The organism is Tangfeifania sp. (genome assembly GCF_055108615.1).
Genome location: NZ_JBSQIC010000048.1, coordinates 11455 through 27266, shown reverse-complemented (window position 1 = coordinate 27266; position 15812 = coordinate 11455). Strand labels below are relative to the sequence as shown.

The 15812-nt window shown below is 43.7% G+C and carries 10 protein-coding genes and 1 pseudogene; 2 read left to right on the top strand and 9 right to left on the bottom strand.

Annotated features, from left to right (window positions below; translation table 11 throughout):
- Positions 1-94: 94 nt before the first annotated feature.
- From ACTCNA_RS11260 to ACTCNA_RS11220, 9 genes and pseudogenes are all read right to left on the bottom strand, one after another.
- Entirely contained in the window at positions 95-661 is a 567-nt protein-coding gene (locus ACTCNA_RS11260) for a sulfatase-like hydrolase/transferase (RefSeq protein ID WP_462948014.1), read from the bottom strand.
- Positions 658-1020, bottom strand: coding sequence for a sulfatase family protein (locus tag ACTCNA_RS11255; protein WP_462948013.1), 363 nt, complete (start codon positions 1018-1020; stop codon positions 658-660). Before ACTCNA_RS11255 ends, ACTCNA_RS11260 begins: the two co-directional genes overlap by 4 nt.
- A gap of 9 nt (positions 1021-1029) precedes the next feature.
- Positions 1030-4587, bottom strand: coding sequence for an alpha-L-rhamnosidase-related protein (locus ACTCNA_RS11250; RefSeq protein ID WP_462948012.1), 3558 nt, complete (start codon positions 4585-4587; stop codon positions 1030-1032).
- Positions 4588-4605: 18 nt separating this feature from the next.
- Positions 4606-6840, bottom strand: coding sequence for a polysaccharide lyase family 8 super-sandwich domain-containing protein (locus tag ACTCNA_RS11245; protein ID WP_462948011.1), 2235 nt, complete (start codon positions 6838-6840; stop codon positions 4606-4608).
- Positions 6841-6918: 78 nt separating this feature from the next.
- A complete protein-coding gene (locus ACTCNA_RS11240) occupies positions 6919-8817 on the bottom strand; it encodes a heparinase II/III domain-containing protein (RefSeq protein WP_462948010.1) in 1899 nt (632 codons plus the stop codon).
- A 102-nt stretch (positions 8818-8919) separates the two neighbouring features.
- Positions 8920-9993 carry a butyrate kinase gene (gene buk, locus ACTCNA_RS11235; RefSeq protein ID WP_462948009.1) on the bottom strand — a complete coding sequence of 358 codons (1074 nt, stop codon included), beginning with the start codon at positions 9991-9993 and terminating at the stop codon, positions 8920-8922.
- Between the two features lie 13 nt (positions 9994-10006).
- Positions 10007-10909 (bottom strand): phosphate acyltransferase, encoded by a 903-nt coding sequence (locus ACTCNA_RS11230; RefSeq protein WP_462948008.1) that lies wholly within the window; start codon positions 10907-10909, stop codon positions 10007-10009.
- 140 nt (positions 10910-11049) lie between these two features.
- The gene (locus ACTCNA_RS11225; RefSeq protein ID WP_462948007.1) at positions 11050-11325 is read right to left on the bottom strand and encodes a hypothetical protein; all 276 of its coding nucleotides are present in this window, start codon (positions 11323-11325) and stop codon (positions 11050-11052) included.
- Positions 11234-11754: pseudogene (locus ACTCNA_RS11220) on the bottom strand (hypothetical protein). Before ACTCNA_RS11220 ends, ACTCNA_RS11225 begins: the two are co-directional and overlap by 92 nt.
- Before the next feature lie 414 nt (positions 11755-12168).
- Here ACTCNA_RS11220 and acs point away from each other — a divergent pair.
- Together acs and ACTCNA_RS11210 are read left to right on the top strand one after the other, a co-directional pair.
- Positions 12169-14094, top strand: coding sequence for an acetate--CoA ligase (acs, locus tag ACTCNA_RS11215; RefSeq protein ID WP_462948006.1), 1926 nt, complete (start codon positions 12169-12171; stop codon positions 14092-14094).
- Between the two features lie 76 nt (positions 14095-14170).
- Positions 14171-15511: an L-lactate MFS transporter gene (locus tag ACTCNA_RS11210; RefSeq protein ID WP_462948005.1), complete on the top strand. Its 1341-nt coding sequence runs from the start codon at positions 14171-14173 to the stop codon at positions 15509-15511.
- Positions 15512-15812: the final 301 nt, after the last annotated feature.

Below are 15812 nucleotides of genomic sequence, written 5' to 3'. Positions count from 1 at the left end.
ATATTAAGTGATTTTTTTATTTTCTTTTAATCTGCTATTTTTCAGCAACTTAACGATTGATATTTTAGTTGCTACAAAATCAAAAAAATAACGTCTAAGTAATTGCAATACTGATGTTTATTAAAGTAAAACCCGTTCTAAGTTCCTCTGCTTTTTCAGGATTCGAACCAGCCAGGTTTTTCTGCTCAAACGGATCGTTGACAATATTAAATAATTCAACCTGTGCGTCAGGTTTATTTAATGCATCGGGCAAAATCAGTTTATAAGGCAATTCAATCGCAATCCGGTAATAAAGACTCGAATCAGCTACTTCAAGGTATTTTTTTTTAAAACTGTCGGGCGGATTATGTGGTGCGTGCGGCAAAAAAGGGGCATACCAAATATAAAATGGTTGCTGATTTGTACTGGCAGAATCAATGAAATTGTAAATCACATCGAGTCCTTCGCGGCCAATTGTTAAACCTTCATCGCCATGCAGGCCTCCCCTGGAAGTATCGCCGTGCGTCATTCCGTGGTCGAAACCTCCGTTTTTATAATTGCCAATCCACCACTTTCCGGTTTGCAACGATGCATATCCATTATCACCCAAAACATCGGCGACGGTTCTGAAATCTTTGTAATTGTCAATGTATTTTTGATAATGTTCCTTTCGCTTATTCATCCATTCATCGGAATACTTTTTCTCACTGGAATCAAATCAAATACAGGATCGTTTCCCAAAATACCATGCTGGTATGGATACAAACCAGTGACAATGGATGCAAGCGCCGGGCTGCACAAAGGGGCCGTGGTGTAACCATAAGTAAAGGTTAATCCTTCGGATGCCAACTGATCGATCCGGGGTGTTTGAATGAATTCATGCCCCATAAAACTGTAATCGGTCCAGCTTTGGTCGTCGGAGATTATCAAAACTATATTGGGTTGGTTTGCAGCAGCTGAATCCGATTGACTATCAATAGAACAACTGTAACTGCAAAAGAAAATCAAAATACCTGTTAACGGAATGAATCGCTTTTTCATCCTATTGTTTTAAAAAGAATTTATTCTGACCGATATTTCATTCACTCCCGGTTTTAACCTGACTGATTCAAAAAGCAGGTTCACTGTTTCATCGTTCAGCATTACAATATTTTGTGATGACAAATTAACTTTGAATTCACCAACCATGTTGGCAGGCAACTCAATTGAATACTGCATATTTCCGGAGTTCAGTTTTTTATATGAACATTTAATTTGTCCTTTAATCGTAGGTACTGTAATCGAACTTTGATTAAGATTACTAAGTTGCGGATGAATAGTAACTGCAGCGAAACCGGGTTTGACCGGTTCAATCCCCCACATTTTTCGGGGGATTATATTACCGGGAGCTGCTCCCCATGCGTGGTTCCAGTCTGAATTGGGTTTGTAACGCATATCCCAGGCTTCCATAGTTATAGTAGATCCCACTTTTATCATGTTGTACCAGCTTCGGTCGTGCGTTGCGGTCATCAACTCAAGCGCATAATCTTCGGCTCCGGCATTGTACAGGGCTTCCGTCAAATACTGTGCACCGTAAACACTGCAGCCCATTCCGCGGGTTTTTATGTAATCGGCCACTGGTTTTTTATATTCATCGGGAACAATTCCAAATGCCAGCGGGAACATATTGGCATGAACCGAGCCGTGGTCGGTGCCCAAACCATCGATGTAATGGCCTTTTTCTTTGTTATACAGTTTTTGATTGATTGATTTTTTGACCCTGGCCGCACGGCTTTCAAAATCAAGTGCATCCTCTGTTTTTTTTAACAACCGGGCAAATTCAGCCATTATTTTCATGTTTTTGAAATAGAGGGAATTTATGACCGTATTCACCGGTTTGAAAACAAACCCATCACGCTCGCCTTGTGGCCAGTCTTCGGGCAGTTCCCACCCGGTATCTTTCTGGGCTGGCGGCCAGTCAACAATATCGCGAACGCGCTGGGTAGTGTCGGCAAATCCCAGTTTTGCCATAAACGCACCATCAAGTTTTGGCGATTTTGTGCTAATCAGTCCGTCTTCCACTTCCAATTCCATTAAAGTTTTGTACTTCAGCGGTTCATAATACTTTTTGATGAGCTCCGTATTCCCGGTGTACATGTAATCCTGGTAAAACATCAGCGCAACATGAAGTTGCCACTCGGTAGGCCAGGTTGGTTTTTGCATGAAATATTCGATTGTTTTCCGTACAATTGCATATTCATTATCCGCTCCATAATGACTCAACTGATTGATGTAGGCATCCGCTTCATAAGGAATTCGTTCGCGATCGCCGTCAATATAAACACCGGCAAAAGATGTGGCTTTCATTGAATATTTGCACAAATCCCACACCTGGTTTAAAATGGTATCCGAACTGTTAAATGAACTGGAAGTTTCGTCGAAATAGTTGAACCAGGCGATTTGGGTAATATTGGCTGCTTGCAAATTAATCTCTGACTTTGGAAAGTCAGAGTCCGCTTCAATTTCAGCGTAACGGAATGGCATAATTACAGGGAAGGAATCGGGCAGCGCAACTGCTTTTTCATTCGTGTTGCGTTTATCGGGAGGCAAATCAATAACATATTTTGTTTTTCCCGGTTCCAACTCCAATGCTATCTCCTGAAAGCGAATGGTTCCACCGGGATTGCGGTCGATTTTTCCATCCTCCAGTTTTTCTCCCAGCCGAACAGTGAGCTTTTCGGTATTATCAGGAGCTACATTAATTTCCAATGTTCCGAAAGCCGCTTTGCCAAAATCGGCAAAATAAATGCCTTCGTCATTCATTTTAAAGTTTACCGGTTTAATTTTTTCAATTTCAAACCAGTTATGTGATGTTAGTTTTTCGCCAAATTCTCCGGTTGTAAAATGTTGTGGCGCTGAATATTCCGACAAACGGTTGTCTTTGTCATAAATCCGTACTTTCCAGAAATAAGTAGTGTTTTCTTTTAGTGGATCGCCTTTCAACTCAACATCAGACGACTGACTGCTGCGTACATTTCCACTGTCCCAAACATCGCCAATGTTGTTGTAAATATTTTGTTTTGAAGACGCAACCAACACCTGGTAACCTTTTTGAATGACAGCTTCTTCAGGAACTATCCAACTAAATTCGGGTTTGCTGTCGATTATTTTAGTAAAGCGTGGTTCGCGAATGAACTCCACAGTTAAACCGGTTGGAACACCGGAATTCGGATCGGCAAATTTTTGGGTGAGCCGCTCCAGTTTATCCCTGAGTTTTAACAGCACACCTGCATATTCAGGGTTTGATGCAAGATTATTTATCTCTTTCGGATCATCCTTCAGGTTATAAAGTTCTTCAATTGATTTATCGTTGATGTAACGCATGTATTTCCACTCATGAGTTCGCACACCTTCGCTTGGCGGAATGTGTTCAAATTCCCAGAGATGTTCAATTAAAATAGTATCGCGATTGAGTTCATTTTCTTCGCCTGTAACAAGTGGTACCAAACTTTTTCCCTGGTAAATATCAGGAATATCGATTCCGGCAAAATCCAGAATAGTGGCAGGAACATCAATATTCAGTCCCATTTCATCTATATCGAGGTGTTTTTTTACGCGTGGATCGTAAATAATTAAAGGTACCCGAATGGAGTTATCGTACATCAGCCATTTCCCTGAAATCTGGCGTTCACCAAGGAAAAAACCGTTGTCTCCCATTAGAATAATCACCGTGTTTTTGTCCAGGCCTTTTCCCGTTAGTTTTTTTCTGATTTTTGCAATCTCCAGGTCAATGCCGTAAATCATCCGGTAATATCCTTTGGTACTGTGCTGGTACTTTTCCGGGGTGTCGTTTTTCCAGAACCAGCGAACACGATTAAAACCTTCTTTAACCGGCTTTGGCAAGGCTTCAAAATATTTATCTTCTGAGATATCCGCTTTGGGCATTTCCATATTTTGATAAAGCTTGTCGGGTTCTTCCTGCCAGAAATACTGAAGCGGCGCGCCGTCGTGCGCATGTGGCGCGCTAAAACTCAGAGACAGACAAAACGGTTTATTTTCCGGAACGTTTTCAATAAAATCGAGCGCTTTTTGTCCGGTATAACGCGTTAAATGCACCGTGTCGCCATCCAACATTTTGTAATAATAACCCCGGTAATCATTAAATCTATTGTTTCGATCGTAAATCTCCACCTCATCAAACATCTTTTCCCTGCCGGGATAATTCACCCCAAATTTTCCGAAAAATCCGTTATAATACCCTGCCTGTTTAAGCAATTTGGGATAAGCAGTCTCCATAAATTCGTTTCGGATACTTCCGGTTTGGAAAGTGTATTTATGGGTGCGTTCGTGAACACCGCTAAAAATACTCGCTCTGCTTGCAGAACATATTGGGGTTGTTACAATTGCATGTCGAAAATAGGCACCAGCTTCAGCCAGTTTATCCATTTCAGGGGTTGTTGCCAGTGGATTCCCTGAATACCCCAACGCGCTCCACCGCTGGTCGTCGGTTAAAATGAAAATGATGTTGGGTTTTTCCGACTCGTTTGTTCCGCTCTCCTGAGCAAATGACAGGGAGTTCCAGCAAAGAAAACTGAAAGAAAACAGTAAGATGGTTAATTTTTGTTTCATTTTGTTGAGCTTTTTGTTTTACAGTTCAATTGTAAAGCTGTCACCGGCATAATTATCTTGGGGCAATTTAACCGAAACGTGGGTAAGTCCATCCTTTTCATTCCACACAGCACTGAAATTATCACCATGTTTCTCTATTCTTTCTGAAACAGAAAGATGAAATCTGCCCAGTTCGCGGTTGGGATCGGCCACTGAAATTTCGGTAATCGCCCCGTTTTTCATTTTCAACATTACTATTCCCGGATTATGGGCTACTATTTTCAAGCCCTCAGAAATTTGAAGTCCGCCTGCTTCGTAAAACACAGCCTGACAAATATCTAATCCGGTATGTTTCACCGCCTGCAATTCGGGCGTATTGGCCAGAAGATGAATTTTGTTTGAGCCGGATCCCAAATAGTTGCTGGTTTCATCGAGTGTAGATGAAGGAAGTACGATATATTCATACGAAGCATCCGATGGCCGTACACCATGATCGATCCACAGTTTAAAAATATCTTTGGTAACTTCATTTCTTGGGGTACTGGATTGCTTGCTGATTCTCCGCCACGAACCCGTAACCTCTTTGTTCATCAAGTAGGGATCGGTCCGGCTGATGTTGGGAAATATATAACCCACGCCATCGTGAAACACCCACTCTGCCCCGGGAAATCGTCTTTCGCCGCGTTCAGCTTTTCCCCGCCACTGGTCCCACGAAACATGCACATCGCCCTTCAGCAGGCACTGGTTAACTGTGGTAGCCACCGGATAGCTTCCGTTTTTGCAGGAAATTCCTGCTCCGAGGCAAACAAACATTTCATCGAAAAAGAACCAGGCTTTGCGGGCAATCAACGGATCGTGCGGGCTTTTAAAATCGAAAGCCACCGCCCCGTAAATACCATCGGTTACTGCTCCCACAAAATCGGTCAGCCCAATTTTCTGAATCTGGCTGGGAGCAGGTAATTCGGGCTTTTGCATGATGGTAGTTCCCGGCACTTTTTGATAGTCGAATACCGGAAAAATGTCGTAATATTCATCGCCGGTGCGCGAAATGTGGTTGGCCCCGTCGCCCCGGTGATGATTGAGTAATCCCTCGCTGTTATAGGGTACTTCCATGTTATGGTTGCGGGTAGAATACATCCGAACCGAAGCAAACCAGCCGGGCCGCTGAAACGAAAAATGTTCCGAGTTCCAGAAAAAAGTAGCATGCGAAAGTCTGGGAGCGATTCCTTTATTTCGGATATCTACAATTTCCTTTAATTCTTTTTTACGGTAATTGGTTGTGAGGAGCAAATTCTCGGCAGTTTTTGCACTGTAGGGCCGCAAAGTTCCGCGGCGGCTTACGCTCCGGTTTTTTGCCCCGGGATCTGGGTATCTTCCGAAAACAGCAGTTTTGCAAATTCCATCGAGGTAATAATCTACTAACCGTGATAATTTTTCTTCGGCAAAAGCAAACCGTGTGCCTGCCGTATAAACTGCCCACTCTATAAAGGCATTGGCATATCCGATTCCGTAAGAGAGCGTGTTGTTTACGCCATCGGTACGATGATGAAAACTGTTTCCGTATTGAATGCCCCTACCGCCTGCCGCCCGGTTACCAAAACCTCCGGAATAGCGACGGTAGGTATATCCGTATTTTTTGCCAATCCACTCCACATATTTTATTTCATTTTCAATTACCCGGACTACTTTTTCAAAGGTTTCGCGATCGCCGAGGAATAGCGTGTTTTTAGCCTGAATACCGGCAATTTTAATGCGGTCGCCGCCCGGTCGAGCGCCAGGAGCATCAATGTTGGCGCGCCCGATAATTGGCTGTGCTTTTTCCACCAACTCTTCCGGAAGGTCGTTGCCGGCAAGCAGCAATACATCAACCAGGTTGTCTGGTGTACCAATCTGGTTGAACCACCAGTTTTCGCATATATAGTCGTTGTCCACCCAGTTTTTCAGGGAAAGTTCAATGGCACTCCTAACTTCTTCGCTTTTATAAAATACAGAAGACGATTTCCGGTACGCCCGTGCCAGGTTAACCATATTGGAATAATGCCGGCTGTGCTGAAATCCCTCGCGCGAAACATCTTCGTAATCAATACCCTGCCAGGTGCCGTCTTCCTGCAAATTGTTAATCAGAGACTGAATTTCAGCATCATTCACACCGGGCTGAACTAGGGCTTTCACCACGCGTTTTTTAATGATTTCAAAATCGGTTGGAGCACCGATTGAGGTGGTTGCAAGTGCAGTAAGCACGATAGCAGTCAGTAATTTTAAGTAATTTCTCATATCATCAATCTTTATCCAAGAATCCAACCTCGTCAGGGGTCCAAAACCCTTACGGGGCCCCGGGAAGGCTGCGGGAAATTAATTCCCTGCCAATCTCACTTTTATCGTTTCTTTTCTTCCTTTAACTGTCCATGCCGGAATGCGCAGTTCAATTCGTTTCAATCCTTCCATTTGGCGGTCGAGTTCCATTGGAGCGGGATCGAGTGAAACAACAGAAACCATTAAATCCGGATGTGATAGGTTATCCAGTTTTAACTCCTTACCGTCCTGATGTAAAACAGCACCGCCAGGAACAATTTCCACATCGGCCGCAGTCATCAGTTGCCAGACAATCATTTCTGTTGAATCTGAAATTTCAATATTATCTTCAATCGTAATGGAAGTCGGGCTGTCTTTCAGAAATTTCCGGGTTGCGCTTTTTAAATTGTCCCCGTATAATGCCGATAAATCAAAAGTTGCGGCAGGATTGTTCCCTTTTGAAAAATTAACCAGCGGTACAAATCCGTTGTTAATGAAAAGTTCATCGTTTACGGAAATAGTGCTGTGCCCGAAATTATTTTTTGTGAGCAGTGTCCAGCGCTGGCAATCCTGGCAGCTTCCCCATAAATTGAACCCTGTTTTCTCAAGGGCATGATAACTTTGGTTACCCGGATCGATGACCCACCGCACACCATTCAATTCAAAAATAAAAGAACCGGCATCCATGTTTCCGTGACTTGTAGTGGCCCTTCCGCCTTTTCCACCAAAATAGTAATCATGCGGATCGTTTTCATCGCCCCTGAAAACAACAATTGGGTTGTCACCTTCTCCTTTCCAGACAGTTGGCACATTCTCTGATCCTTCAGATTCGAATTGTGAAATCCAGACAAGTGCGGCACCTGCCAGACGCGAAAGTTCCCCCATTTCTTCTGCCGGACGAAGAAAACGTTCTTTTTCAAAAAACTCCTCGTTGCCGGTTTTTGTGGCAAACCAGGCCAGTGTGATATCCCCGTTTTCGCTGCGTTTATCGCCGCAATCTGCAAAATTGTAATACCATCCCGATGGTGCATTCATCAGTATCCTGAAAACAGCGCTTTCTTTAAATGAAGGATAATCCTCAATGCCGAAATTAGTACCGAATGCGCTTTCAAGCATGGCGGCGGTAATAACTGAGAAACTGGTTCCGTAGCTCCAGTAAGTGGAGCCCTCCGGATAAACACCATCAGGGGAGTACTCAACCAAAGCGTGAGTCATTCCGTCCAGCGCCCGGTAAATGGTTTGGGCCGCCAGCTCAGGATCTTCCTCAGCAATGGCAATTGAAGCCGCAATCATTCCTCCGTTGCATACCTGGTTCCAGTTGTTTGATCCGTATGCCCAGCCCGGATTACGACCGCTTTCGGGCCAACTCGGTTTTATTCCTTTTTCAATCAATGCATTTTTAGCCAGAGTCTGCGTTTCTTTTGGCAATTTTCCGGCTGTCCAGTCGAGTGCCAGGGCCACTGCCATCGACATTTCAGCCACATCGAGAAAATGCGAAGGATTCCAGTCTGAAAAATTGCAGACTGCCACCACCTCATCATTTATCCGATCCAATATTTCCTGGTCTTTTTCCATGCGATAAACCATCCCGAGCATATTCATCCGGTAAAGCATTTCGCGCGAAACAGAAAGTAAGCGGCGCCCGGTCATCACCCGCTCCAGCGGCGGCTCATCAAGAATTTCAGTAGCATTCATCTGAATGGCCTCGTATATATTCTGAACTACCGGATTGGTTTTCAACTCATTTTTCAGATGCCTTTCTATTTTAGAATTCAGAACCAGGCGCGGTTGCGATTTCCGCAGATTTTTCCTGAGGTACTGCACAGTAACCGGGTTGTTTAATTTGGGAATGTCTTTTTCTCCGCTTTCTGAAAAAGAAAAGGCCAGCAAGCTTTGAAATGAGAAGGCAAGGAAAATCAGGATTGAAATCTGCCAAAACGAAACGATATTTTTTCTCATTGTACAGTCAATTTAGGTTGAAGTGTACAATTTTAACAAATAATCGAGAGAAATCCCCGCAGAAAAATGAATTTGGCAGAATAAAATCCAGCGAATTAAACGCTACTTCCGGTACTCTTTCACTTCCACTTCGCCCCGTGCCACGCGCAGTGCATTCATGGCCAGCGCTTCCAGTTCATCTTCTCCGGGATAAGTAAAAACGGGTGCAATAAAACCAGCTTTTGTTTTGATGTATTTTTCGAGTTCCTCGTTGTAAGCTAATCCGCCGGTAAGGAGTATGGCATCAACTTTACCTTCGAGCACTACTGCCATTTCACCAATAATTTTTGAAACCTGGTAAAACAACGCTTCCTGAATATATTTTGCCTTTTCGTTGCCCGATTGGGCCAGCTCCTGTACCTCTTTGGCACTGTTGGTTCCGAGATAGCCCACGTAGCCACCCTCGCCCACAACCATGCGGCGAATTTGGTCTTCGGAATATTTGCCGCTGTAACAAGCTGCAATTAATTGTCCAACAGGAAGTGTTCCGGCCCGCTCGGGACTGAAAGGGCCTTCACCGTCAAAAGCGTTGTTTACATCCACCACCCGGCCCTTTTTGTGGGCACCTACCGATATTCCACCGCCCAAATGGGCCACAATCAGATTCATCGCTTCATATTGTTTGTTCACTTTTTGGGCATGAACCCGGGCGGTAGCTTTCTGGTTCAGGGCATGGAAAATGGAGATGCGCTCAAAATTGGGATGGCCGGCAACCCGGGCCACACCATCCATTTCGTCGGTTACCACCGGGTCGGCAATAAAAGCCTGCGCACCGGGGATTTGCTGGGCAATATAATCAGCAAGTAATGGCCCCAGGTTACTGGCATGCTGACCGAGGATTCCCTGCTGAGCATGTTTAATCATTTGCTGATTAACACTGTAAACCCCCGACTCGAGCGGATAGGTAAGTCCCCCGCGGCCAATAACCGTTTTTATGGAATCCACGTCGATGCCTTCTTCCACCAGTGCATCAATAATAAATCCTTTTCTGAAATCGAACTGATCGACTACATTTTTGTAACTCATCAACTCATCCATCGAATGCCGGATAGTTTTGTTCAATACACATTTATCGTCGAAATAAACAGCAAATTTGGTGGAAGTTGATCCAGGATTTATGGCTAATATTCTGTGCATTCGTAAAAACTGATTAACTGATTAACGAGGCCATGGCAATTGAATTAAATTTTATTCTTTCGCTATCTCCCCTTGACACAACAACAGCAGGCACTTTTGCCCCTGCAATAATTCCTGCCATCTGGGCTTTGCATAATTTCGAGTTGGTTTTGTAAAAAACATTGGCTGCATCAATATTCGGGAACAGCAGGCAATCGGCATCGCCGGCCACGGACGAGGTAAAACCTTTTATCGATGCTGAATTCGGGTTAATGGCCACATCAAGTGCCATTGGCCCGTCCACTTCGCCGCCTTCAATTTGTCCGTGTTCCGACATTTTTGCAATGGTAGCTCCGTCCATACACGACTGTATGGAAATGATGATTTGTTCGGTAGGGGCAATCACCGCCACTTTGGGTTTTTCAATTCCCAGCGATTGTGCAGTTTGAATCAGGTAACGGGTCATGGAAATTTTCTGCTGCAAATCGGGATAAGGAATCACACCGGCATCGGAAAACACCAGCAATTTGTGGTAGTTCGGGTTTTCCATCAGGGCCACATGGCTTAAAATCCCCCGGGGAGGTACCAGCCCATACTCTTTTTTCAGCAACACCTTCATAAACTTATCGGTAGAAACCAAACCTTTCATTATCAAATCGGCTCTCCCGTCGTGAATCAAACCAACTGCTTTCTCGGCGGCTTCACGTTCCGAGAGGGTGTGAACTATCTCATAGTTATTGATATCGATTTCCAGATTGCTGCAGGTTTCTTCAATTCTCTCCTTGTCACCGGTTAAAATAGCTTTCACCAATCCCATTTCAACCGCTTTATTCAATGCTTCCAGTGTATTTACATCCACTCCGTTTACGGCAACCAGCCTTTTTTCGGGTTGCTTTTTTACCTGTTCCAGTAAATCTTCAAAGTTTAGAATTTCCATAGTTTGGATTTTTGCCCGAATTTAGAACAATACTTTTTCCCAATGGGTAACTTTTCTCAGTTTTATTTATGTTCTTTACCATAGTTGAAAAACTTTCGAATGTTAAAACGAAAATTACACTGGTGAATCGACAAAAAATTTTAATCTAATCCGTCCTTCTGCTTCCATTTTGCCAGATCTGCCACTTCGCGGGCAATCATCAATTCTTCGTTGGCCGGAATAATCACGATTTTCACGTTGGCTTTTTCGCTCTGAATGATTGCTTCTGTACCATTCAGCTCGGTGTTTTGTTTTTCGGAAAGCTGAATACCCAGAAACTCCAATTCACTGCAAATTTCTTTCCGGGCATTTACACTGTTCTGGCCTACACCGCCTGTGAAAACCAAAAGATCGAGCCCGCCCAATGCAAGCAGCATAAGCGCCAAGGTATTTTTTTATCCGGTAATGATACACTGCCAGCGCCGTTCGCACAGCTTTATTGCCTTCCTGCGCTGCTTTTTCCACTGCACGATAATCGCCCGAAACACCAGAAATCCCCAACAAGCCACTCTCCTTGTTATTTGCTGAATTTCACTGTACAACAAATTAAAGTTTTGCTGAAGATATATCAGCACTCCGGCATCGACATCGCCGCAACGGTTCCCCATCAGCAAACCTTCCACCGGGGTAAATCCCATGGAAGTGTCAATTGATTTCCCGTTTTTTATGGCAGCTACTGATGCTCCATTGCCCAGGTGGCACGATACAATCTTGCACGTTTGGTAATCCAGCCCTGTAATTTCACTGGCACGCTGCGATGCATATTTATGTGTAGTACCATGAAAATTGATTATTAGCACATTCATAAAATAAACCTAAAACTTCAAATATGAAAAGGAAAGCCCATTAATATAATAAAAAGTGATTGAAACACATGCATAAAACCAGGGGTTTTCTCTATTTCAACAAGATGTTATACAAAATATTAAATTCATTTCGAAAAAAACATTTTTTCTATTAATTTAAGAGCCTTTTAAAAAGAGTTATTCAAAATCAAGAATTTGTACCGTGAATAACATTTGTTTACCATACATTCTCAATTGTTTAAACTTCGAAGTTTCATACGAAGCTACAATAGCCACGAATAATATTAACCGGTTTTCGACAAAAATAAATCGAACACCCGGAGTGTTGGGTTGAAAACACCGCCTGCAGGCAGTTGAAAAAAAGAATATTGACAATTATAATTCATAATTCATTAATCATTTAAATTCTGAGCTATGGTAAATAAAATAACCAGTCTTGCTGAATATTTTAAAAAGTATGAAGAAAGCGTTGCCAACCCTGAGAAATTCTGGGGCGACATTGCAGAAAATTATCGCTGGCATAAGAAATGGGACAAAGTTCTTGATTGGAAATTTAAGGGCGAGGGTGCGCCCGATGTAAATTGGTTTGTCAATGGCAAAATGAACATTACCGAGAATATTTTCGAGCGAAACATGGGCACCCGCAAAGACCAGGTTGCAATAATCTGGGAACCCAACGATCCGAAAGAAAAAGCAATTAAACTGACGTACGGCGAACTGTTCGACAAAGTGAAACAGTTTGCCAACGGGTTGAAAAAGATGGGGATAAAGAAAGGCGACAGGGTTGCCATTTATCTTCCCATGGTGCCGGAACTTGCCATTGCAATGCTTGCCTGCGCACGCATCGGAGCTATCCATTCTATTGTTTTTGCAGGTTTCTCGGCCACAGCACTGGCCGACAGGATCAACGATGCCGAAGCAAAAATGCTCATCACATCCGATGGCGGTTTTCGCGGTACGAAGTCAATTCCGATGAAAGGAATTGTTGATGAAGCTCTTGAAAAAAGCCCTTCCGTTAAACATTCCATTATTTTAAAACACACTAACGAAAATATCAATTTAGTAGAAGGCCGTGATGTATGGTGGCATGATGTAATTAAAGATGCAGGTACAGACAACACTGCCGAGGTGATGGATTCAGAAGACATTCTTTTCATTTTATACACTTCGGGCTCTACCGGAAAACCAAAAGGTGTTGTTCATACCACTGCAGGCTACATGGTCTATACCGAATACACCTTTAAAAATGTTTTCCAGTACAACGACGGAGATGTTTACTGGTGTACTGCTGACATCGGCTGGGTAACCGGTCACTCATATATTGTTTACGGACCGCTGCTTGCCGGGGCAACTTCAATTATGTTCGAAGGTGTTCCTACCTGGCCCGATGCCGGACGTTTCTGGGATGTGGTAGATAAATACAAAGTGAACCAGTTTTACACGGCACCAACTGCAATCCGCGCACTGGTTGCGCAGGGCGATGAATGGGTTAACAGCCACGACCTGAGTTCTTTGAAAGTTCTGGGAACCGTAGGTGAACCCATCAATGAAGAAGCCTGGCGCTGGTACCACGACCTTGTGGGCAAAGGGAAATGCCCGATTGTGGATACCTGGTGGCAAACAGAAACTGGCGGGATTATGATATCCCCGCTGGCCGGGCTCACTCCTACCAAACCCTCGTTTGCAACACTCCCGCTGCCCGGGGTACAGCCCATTCTTGTTGATCCCGAAGGAAATGAACTGAAAGGAAACGGTGTTGAGGGTATTCTCTGCATTAAATTTCCGTGGCCCGGCATGCTGCGTACAACATACGGCGACCACAAAAGGTGTTACCAAACCTATTTCTCGGCATTCCCCGGTTTATATTTAACCGGCGACGGGGCTAAGCGTGACGAAGAAGGCTACTACCGTATTATTGGCAGAATTGACGATGTAATTAATGTTTCGGGCCACCGCATTGGAACTGCCGAAGTGGAAGATGCCATTAACCAGCATCCTAAAGTAGTAGAATCGGCTGTTGTTGGTTATCCGCATGAGATTAAAGGATCCGGAATTTACGCTTATGTAATTTGCGAGGATCTCACCGACGAGGAAATGGAGAATATTGAGAATGAAATCAGGGCTACTGTAACCAAATTTATCGGCCCGATTGCGAAGCCCGATAAAATTCAAATCGTAAGTGGTCTTCCAAAAACCCGTTCAGGAAAAATCATGCGGCGTATCCTCCGCAAAATCGGAGAAGGCGACGCCACTAACCTCGGCGATACTTCAACTCTCCTCGACCCGGGAGTTGTGGAAGAAATAATAAACGGAGCCAAAGTGGAAGTAAAACGGCAATAAAAATTTAACTATTCCAGAGGTACCTTCAATAAATACGGAGGTGCCTCTCTTCTTTTAAATCAAAAAAAACCAAATTATGAATAATCAAAAAGTAATGAACAGGTGGCTGGTGGTTGTAGGGGCTATTTTAATCCAATTGGCCCTGGGAGCCATTTATGCCTGGTCGGTATTTACTCCCCAACTTACATCATCCGAAGGTATTTACCAATTTTCAGCAGGTGAGGCAGCATGGATTTTTTCAGCAGGTCTCTTTTTCTTTGCACTTGTAATGATATGGGCCGGAAGGAAGTTAGCCACATTGGGGCCGCAAAAACTTGCAATAGCAGGTGGTTTCACACTTGGCCTCGGGTACATCCTTGCCGGGTTTTTCGGAAGCAATTTCCTCAATCAGCTTATTTTTATCGGGGTTATCGGCGGATCGGGAATTGGCCTGGCGTATGTAGTTCCAATTGCGGTAGGTGTAAAATGGTTTCCCGATCGTAAAGGTATGCTAACCGGACTGGCCGTTGCCGGTTTTGGTTTTGGAGCAACTATCTGGGTTAAATGGGCCGGCTCCTGGGGAGGCGGACTCCTGAACAACCTCCATCTTTTTGGGCTGGATGGAGTACGCAGCGTATTTATTTTATACGGGATAATTTTTGCGGCCATGGTTTTAATTGGCAGCCTGTTCATGAAAGACCCGCCGGAAGGCTGGCTACCCAAAGGTTATACTCCCCCTGAAGCCAATTCCAGTAAGGCAACAGGCGAAGTTAATTTTGATACCGGTGAGATGCTCAAAACCCCTCAGTTTTATATGCTGTTTTTAACTTTTGTATTCTCTGCTCTTGCCGGGTTAATGGTTATCTATTGCATAAAACTTTTCGGTATCGATGCACTAACTTTTAGAGAACTCGGTTCCCTGAACCCTTCAAATCCTGAATTCAACAACACAATGAACTGGGCGAGTTCTGTTGCCGGTACAGCCATGGCAATTTATGCCATCCTTAACGGCCTGGGCCGGATTATCTGGGGAGTTGTTTCAGACAAAATCGGACGTAAACTGTCAATTTTCCTGATGTGCCTTTTACAGGGCGTTGTAATGCTGTTGCTGTACAGGCTGGGCTCAACTACTTCAACTTTCATTATTGCCGCGGCCATCATCGGCTTTAATTTTGGCGGTAATTTCGCACTCTTTCCGGCTGCCACGGCCGATTTTTTCGGGAACAAAACGGTAGGCAAAAACTATGGCTTTGTATTTTTTGCTTACGGTATTGCCGGTATTGCCGGTCCGCAAATTGCCGGATTATTTAAAGACGCTGCCGAGGGTGCCGACACACCGGCAGCGTGGATTACTCCCTTTATCATTGCCGGTGTTGCCTGCATTGCAGGAGCAGTTATCATTCTGCTTGCAAAACCACCAAAACGTAAAGCAAAATAATTATCAACACTGATTATCCATAAAATGAACGTCCTCTTTGAAGGGCGTTTTTTTATGTCAGGGAAACAAAAAATGTTGTCAAACAGGTGGCTGTAAAATTGTTTTTAAACATATAACCAGAAATAATTCAACTTGACAGCCATCTAATTTGCTGATTTTTAGTATTTTTAATTCCTGTTGGTTTTTAAAATCGCAAAGAACAAAAATTTCGGATAATGATTTTTTTTCATGATTTTTATGAAAAATTTCTGCCAACTTTAAAGGCAGATAACAAATATTCAACAAAATAAAAAAACATATA

Excerpts from the sequence above, each read along its gene's own strand:
- ACTCNA_RS11260 (WP_462948014.1), bottom strand. The coding sequence starts at position 661 with ATGAATAAGCGAAAGGAACATTATCAAAAATACATTGACAATTACAAA.
- ACTCNA_RS11255 (WP_462948013.1), bottom strand. The coding sequence starts at position 1,020 with ATGAAAAAGCGATTCATTCCGTTAACAGGTATTTTGATTTTCTTTTGC.
- ACTCNA_RS11250 (WP_462948012.1), bottom strand. The coding sequence starts at position 4,587 with ATGAAACAAAAATTAACCATCTTACTGTTTTCTTTCAGTTTTCTTTGC.
- ACTCNA_RS11245 (WP_462948011.1), bottom strand. The coding sequence starts at position 6,840 with ATGAGAAATTACTTAAAATTACTGACTGCTATCGTGCTTACTGCACTT.
- ACTCNA_RS11240 (WP_462948010.1), bottom strand. The coding sequence starts at position 8,817 with ATGAGAAAAAATATCGTTTCGTTTTGGCAGATTTCAATCCTGATTTTC.
- buk (WP_462948009.1), bottom strand. The coding sequence starts at position 9,993 with ATGCACAGAATATTAGCCATAAATCCTGGATCAACTTCCACCAAATTT.
- ACTCNA_RS11230 (WP_462948008.1), bottom strand. The coding sequence starts at position 10,909 with ATGGAAATTCTAAACTTTGAAGATTTACTGGAACAGGTAAAAAAGCAA.
- ACTCNA_RS11225 (WP_462948007.1), bottom strand. The coding sequence starts at position 11,325 with ATGCTGCTTGCATTGGGCGGGCTCGATCTTTTGGTTTTCACAGGCGGT.
- acs (WP_462948006.1), top strand. The coding sequence starts at position 12,169 with ATGGTAAATAAAATAACCAGTCTTGCTGAATATTTTAAAAAGTATGAA.
- ACTCNA_RS11210 (WP_462948005.1), top strand. The coding sequence starts at position 14,171 with ATGAATAATCAAAAAGTAATGAACAGGTGGCTGGTGGTTGTAGGGGCT.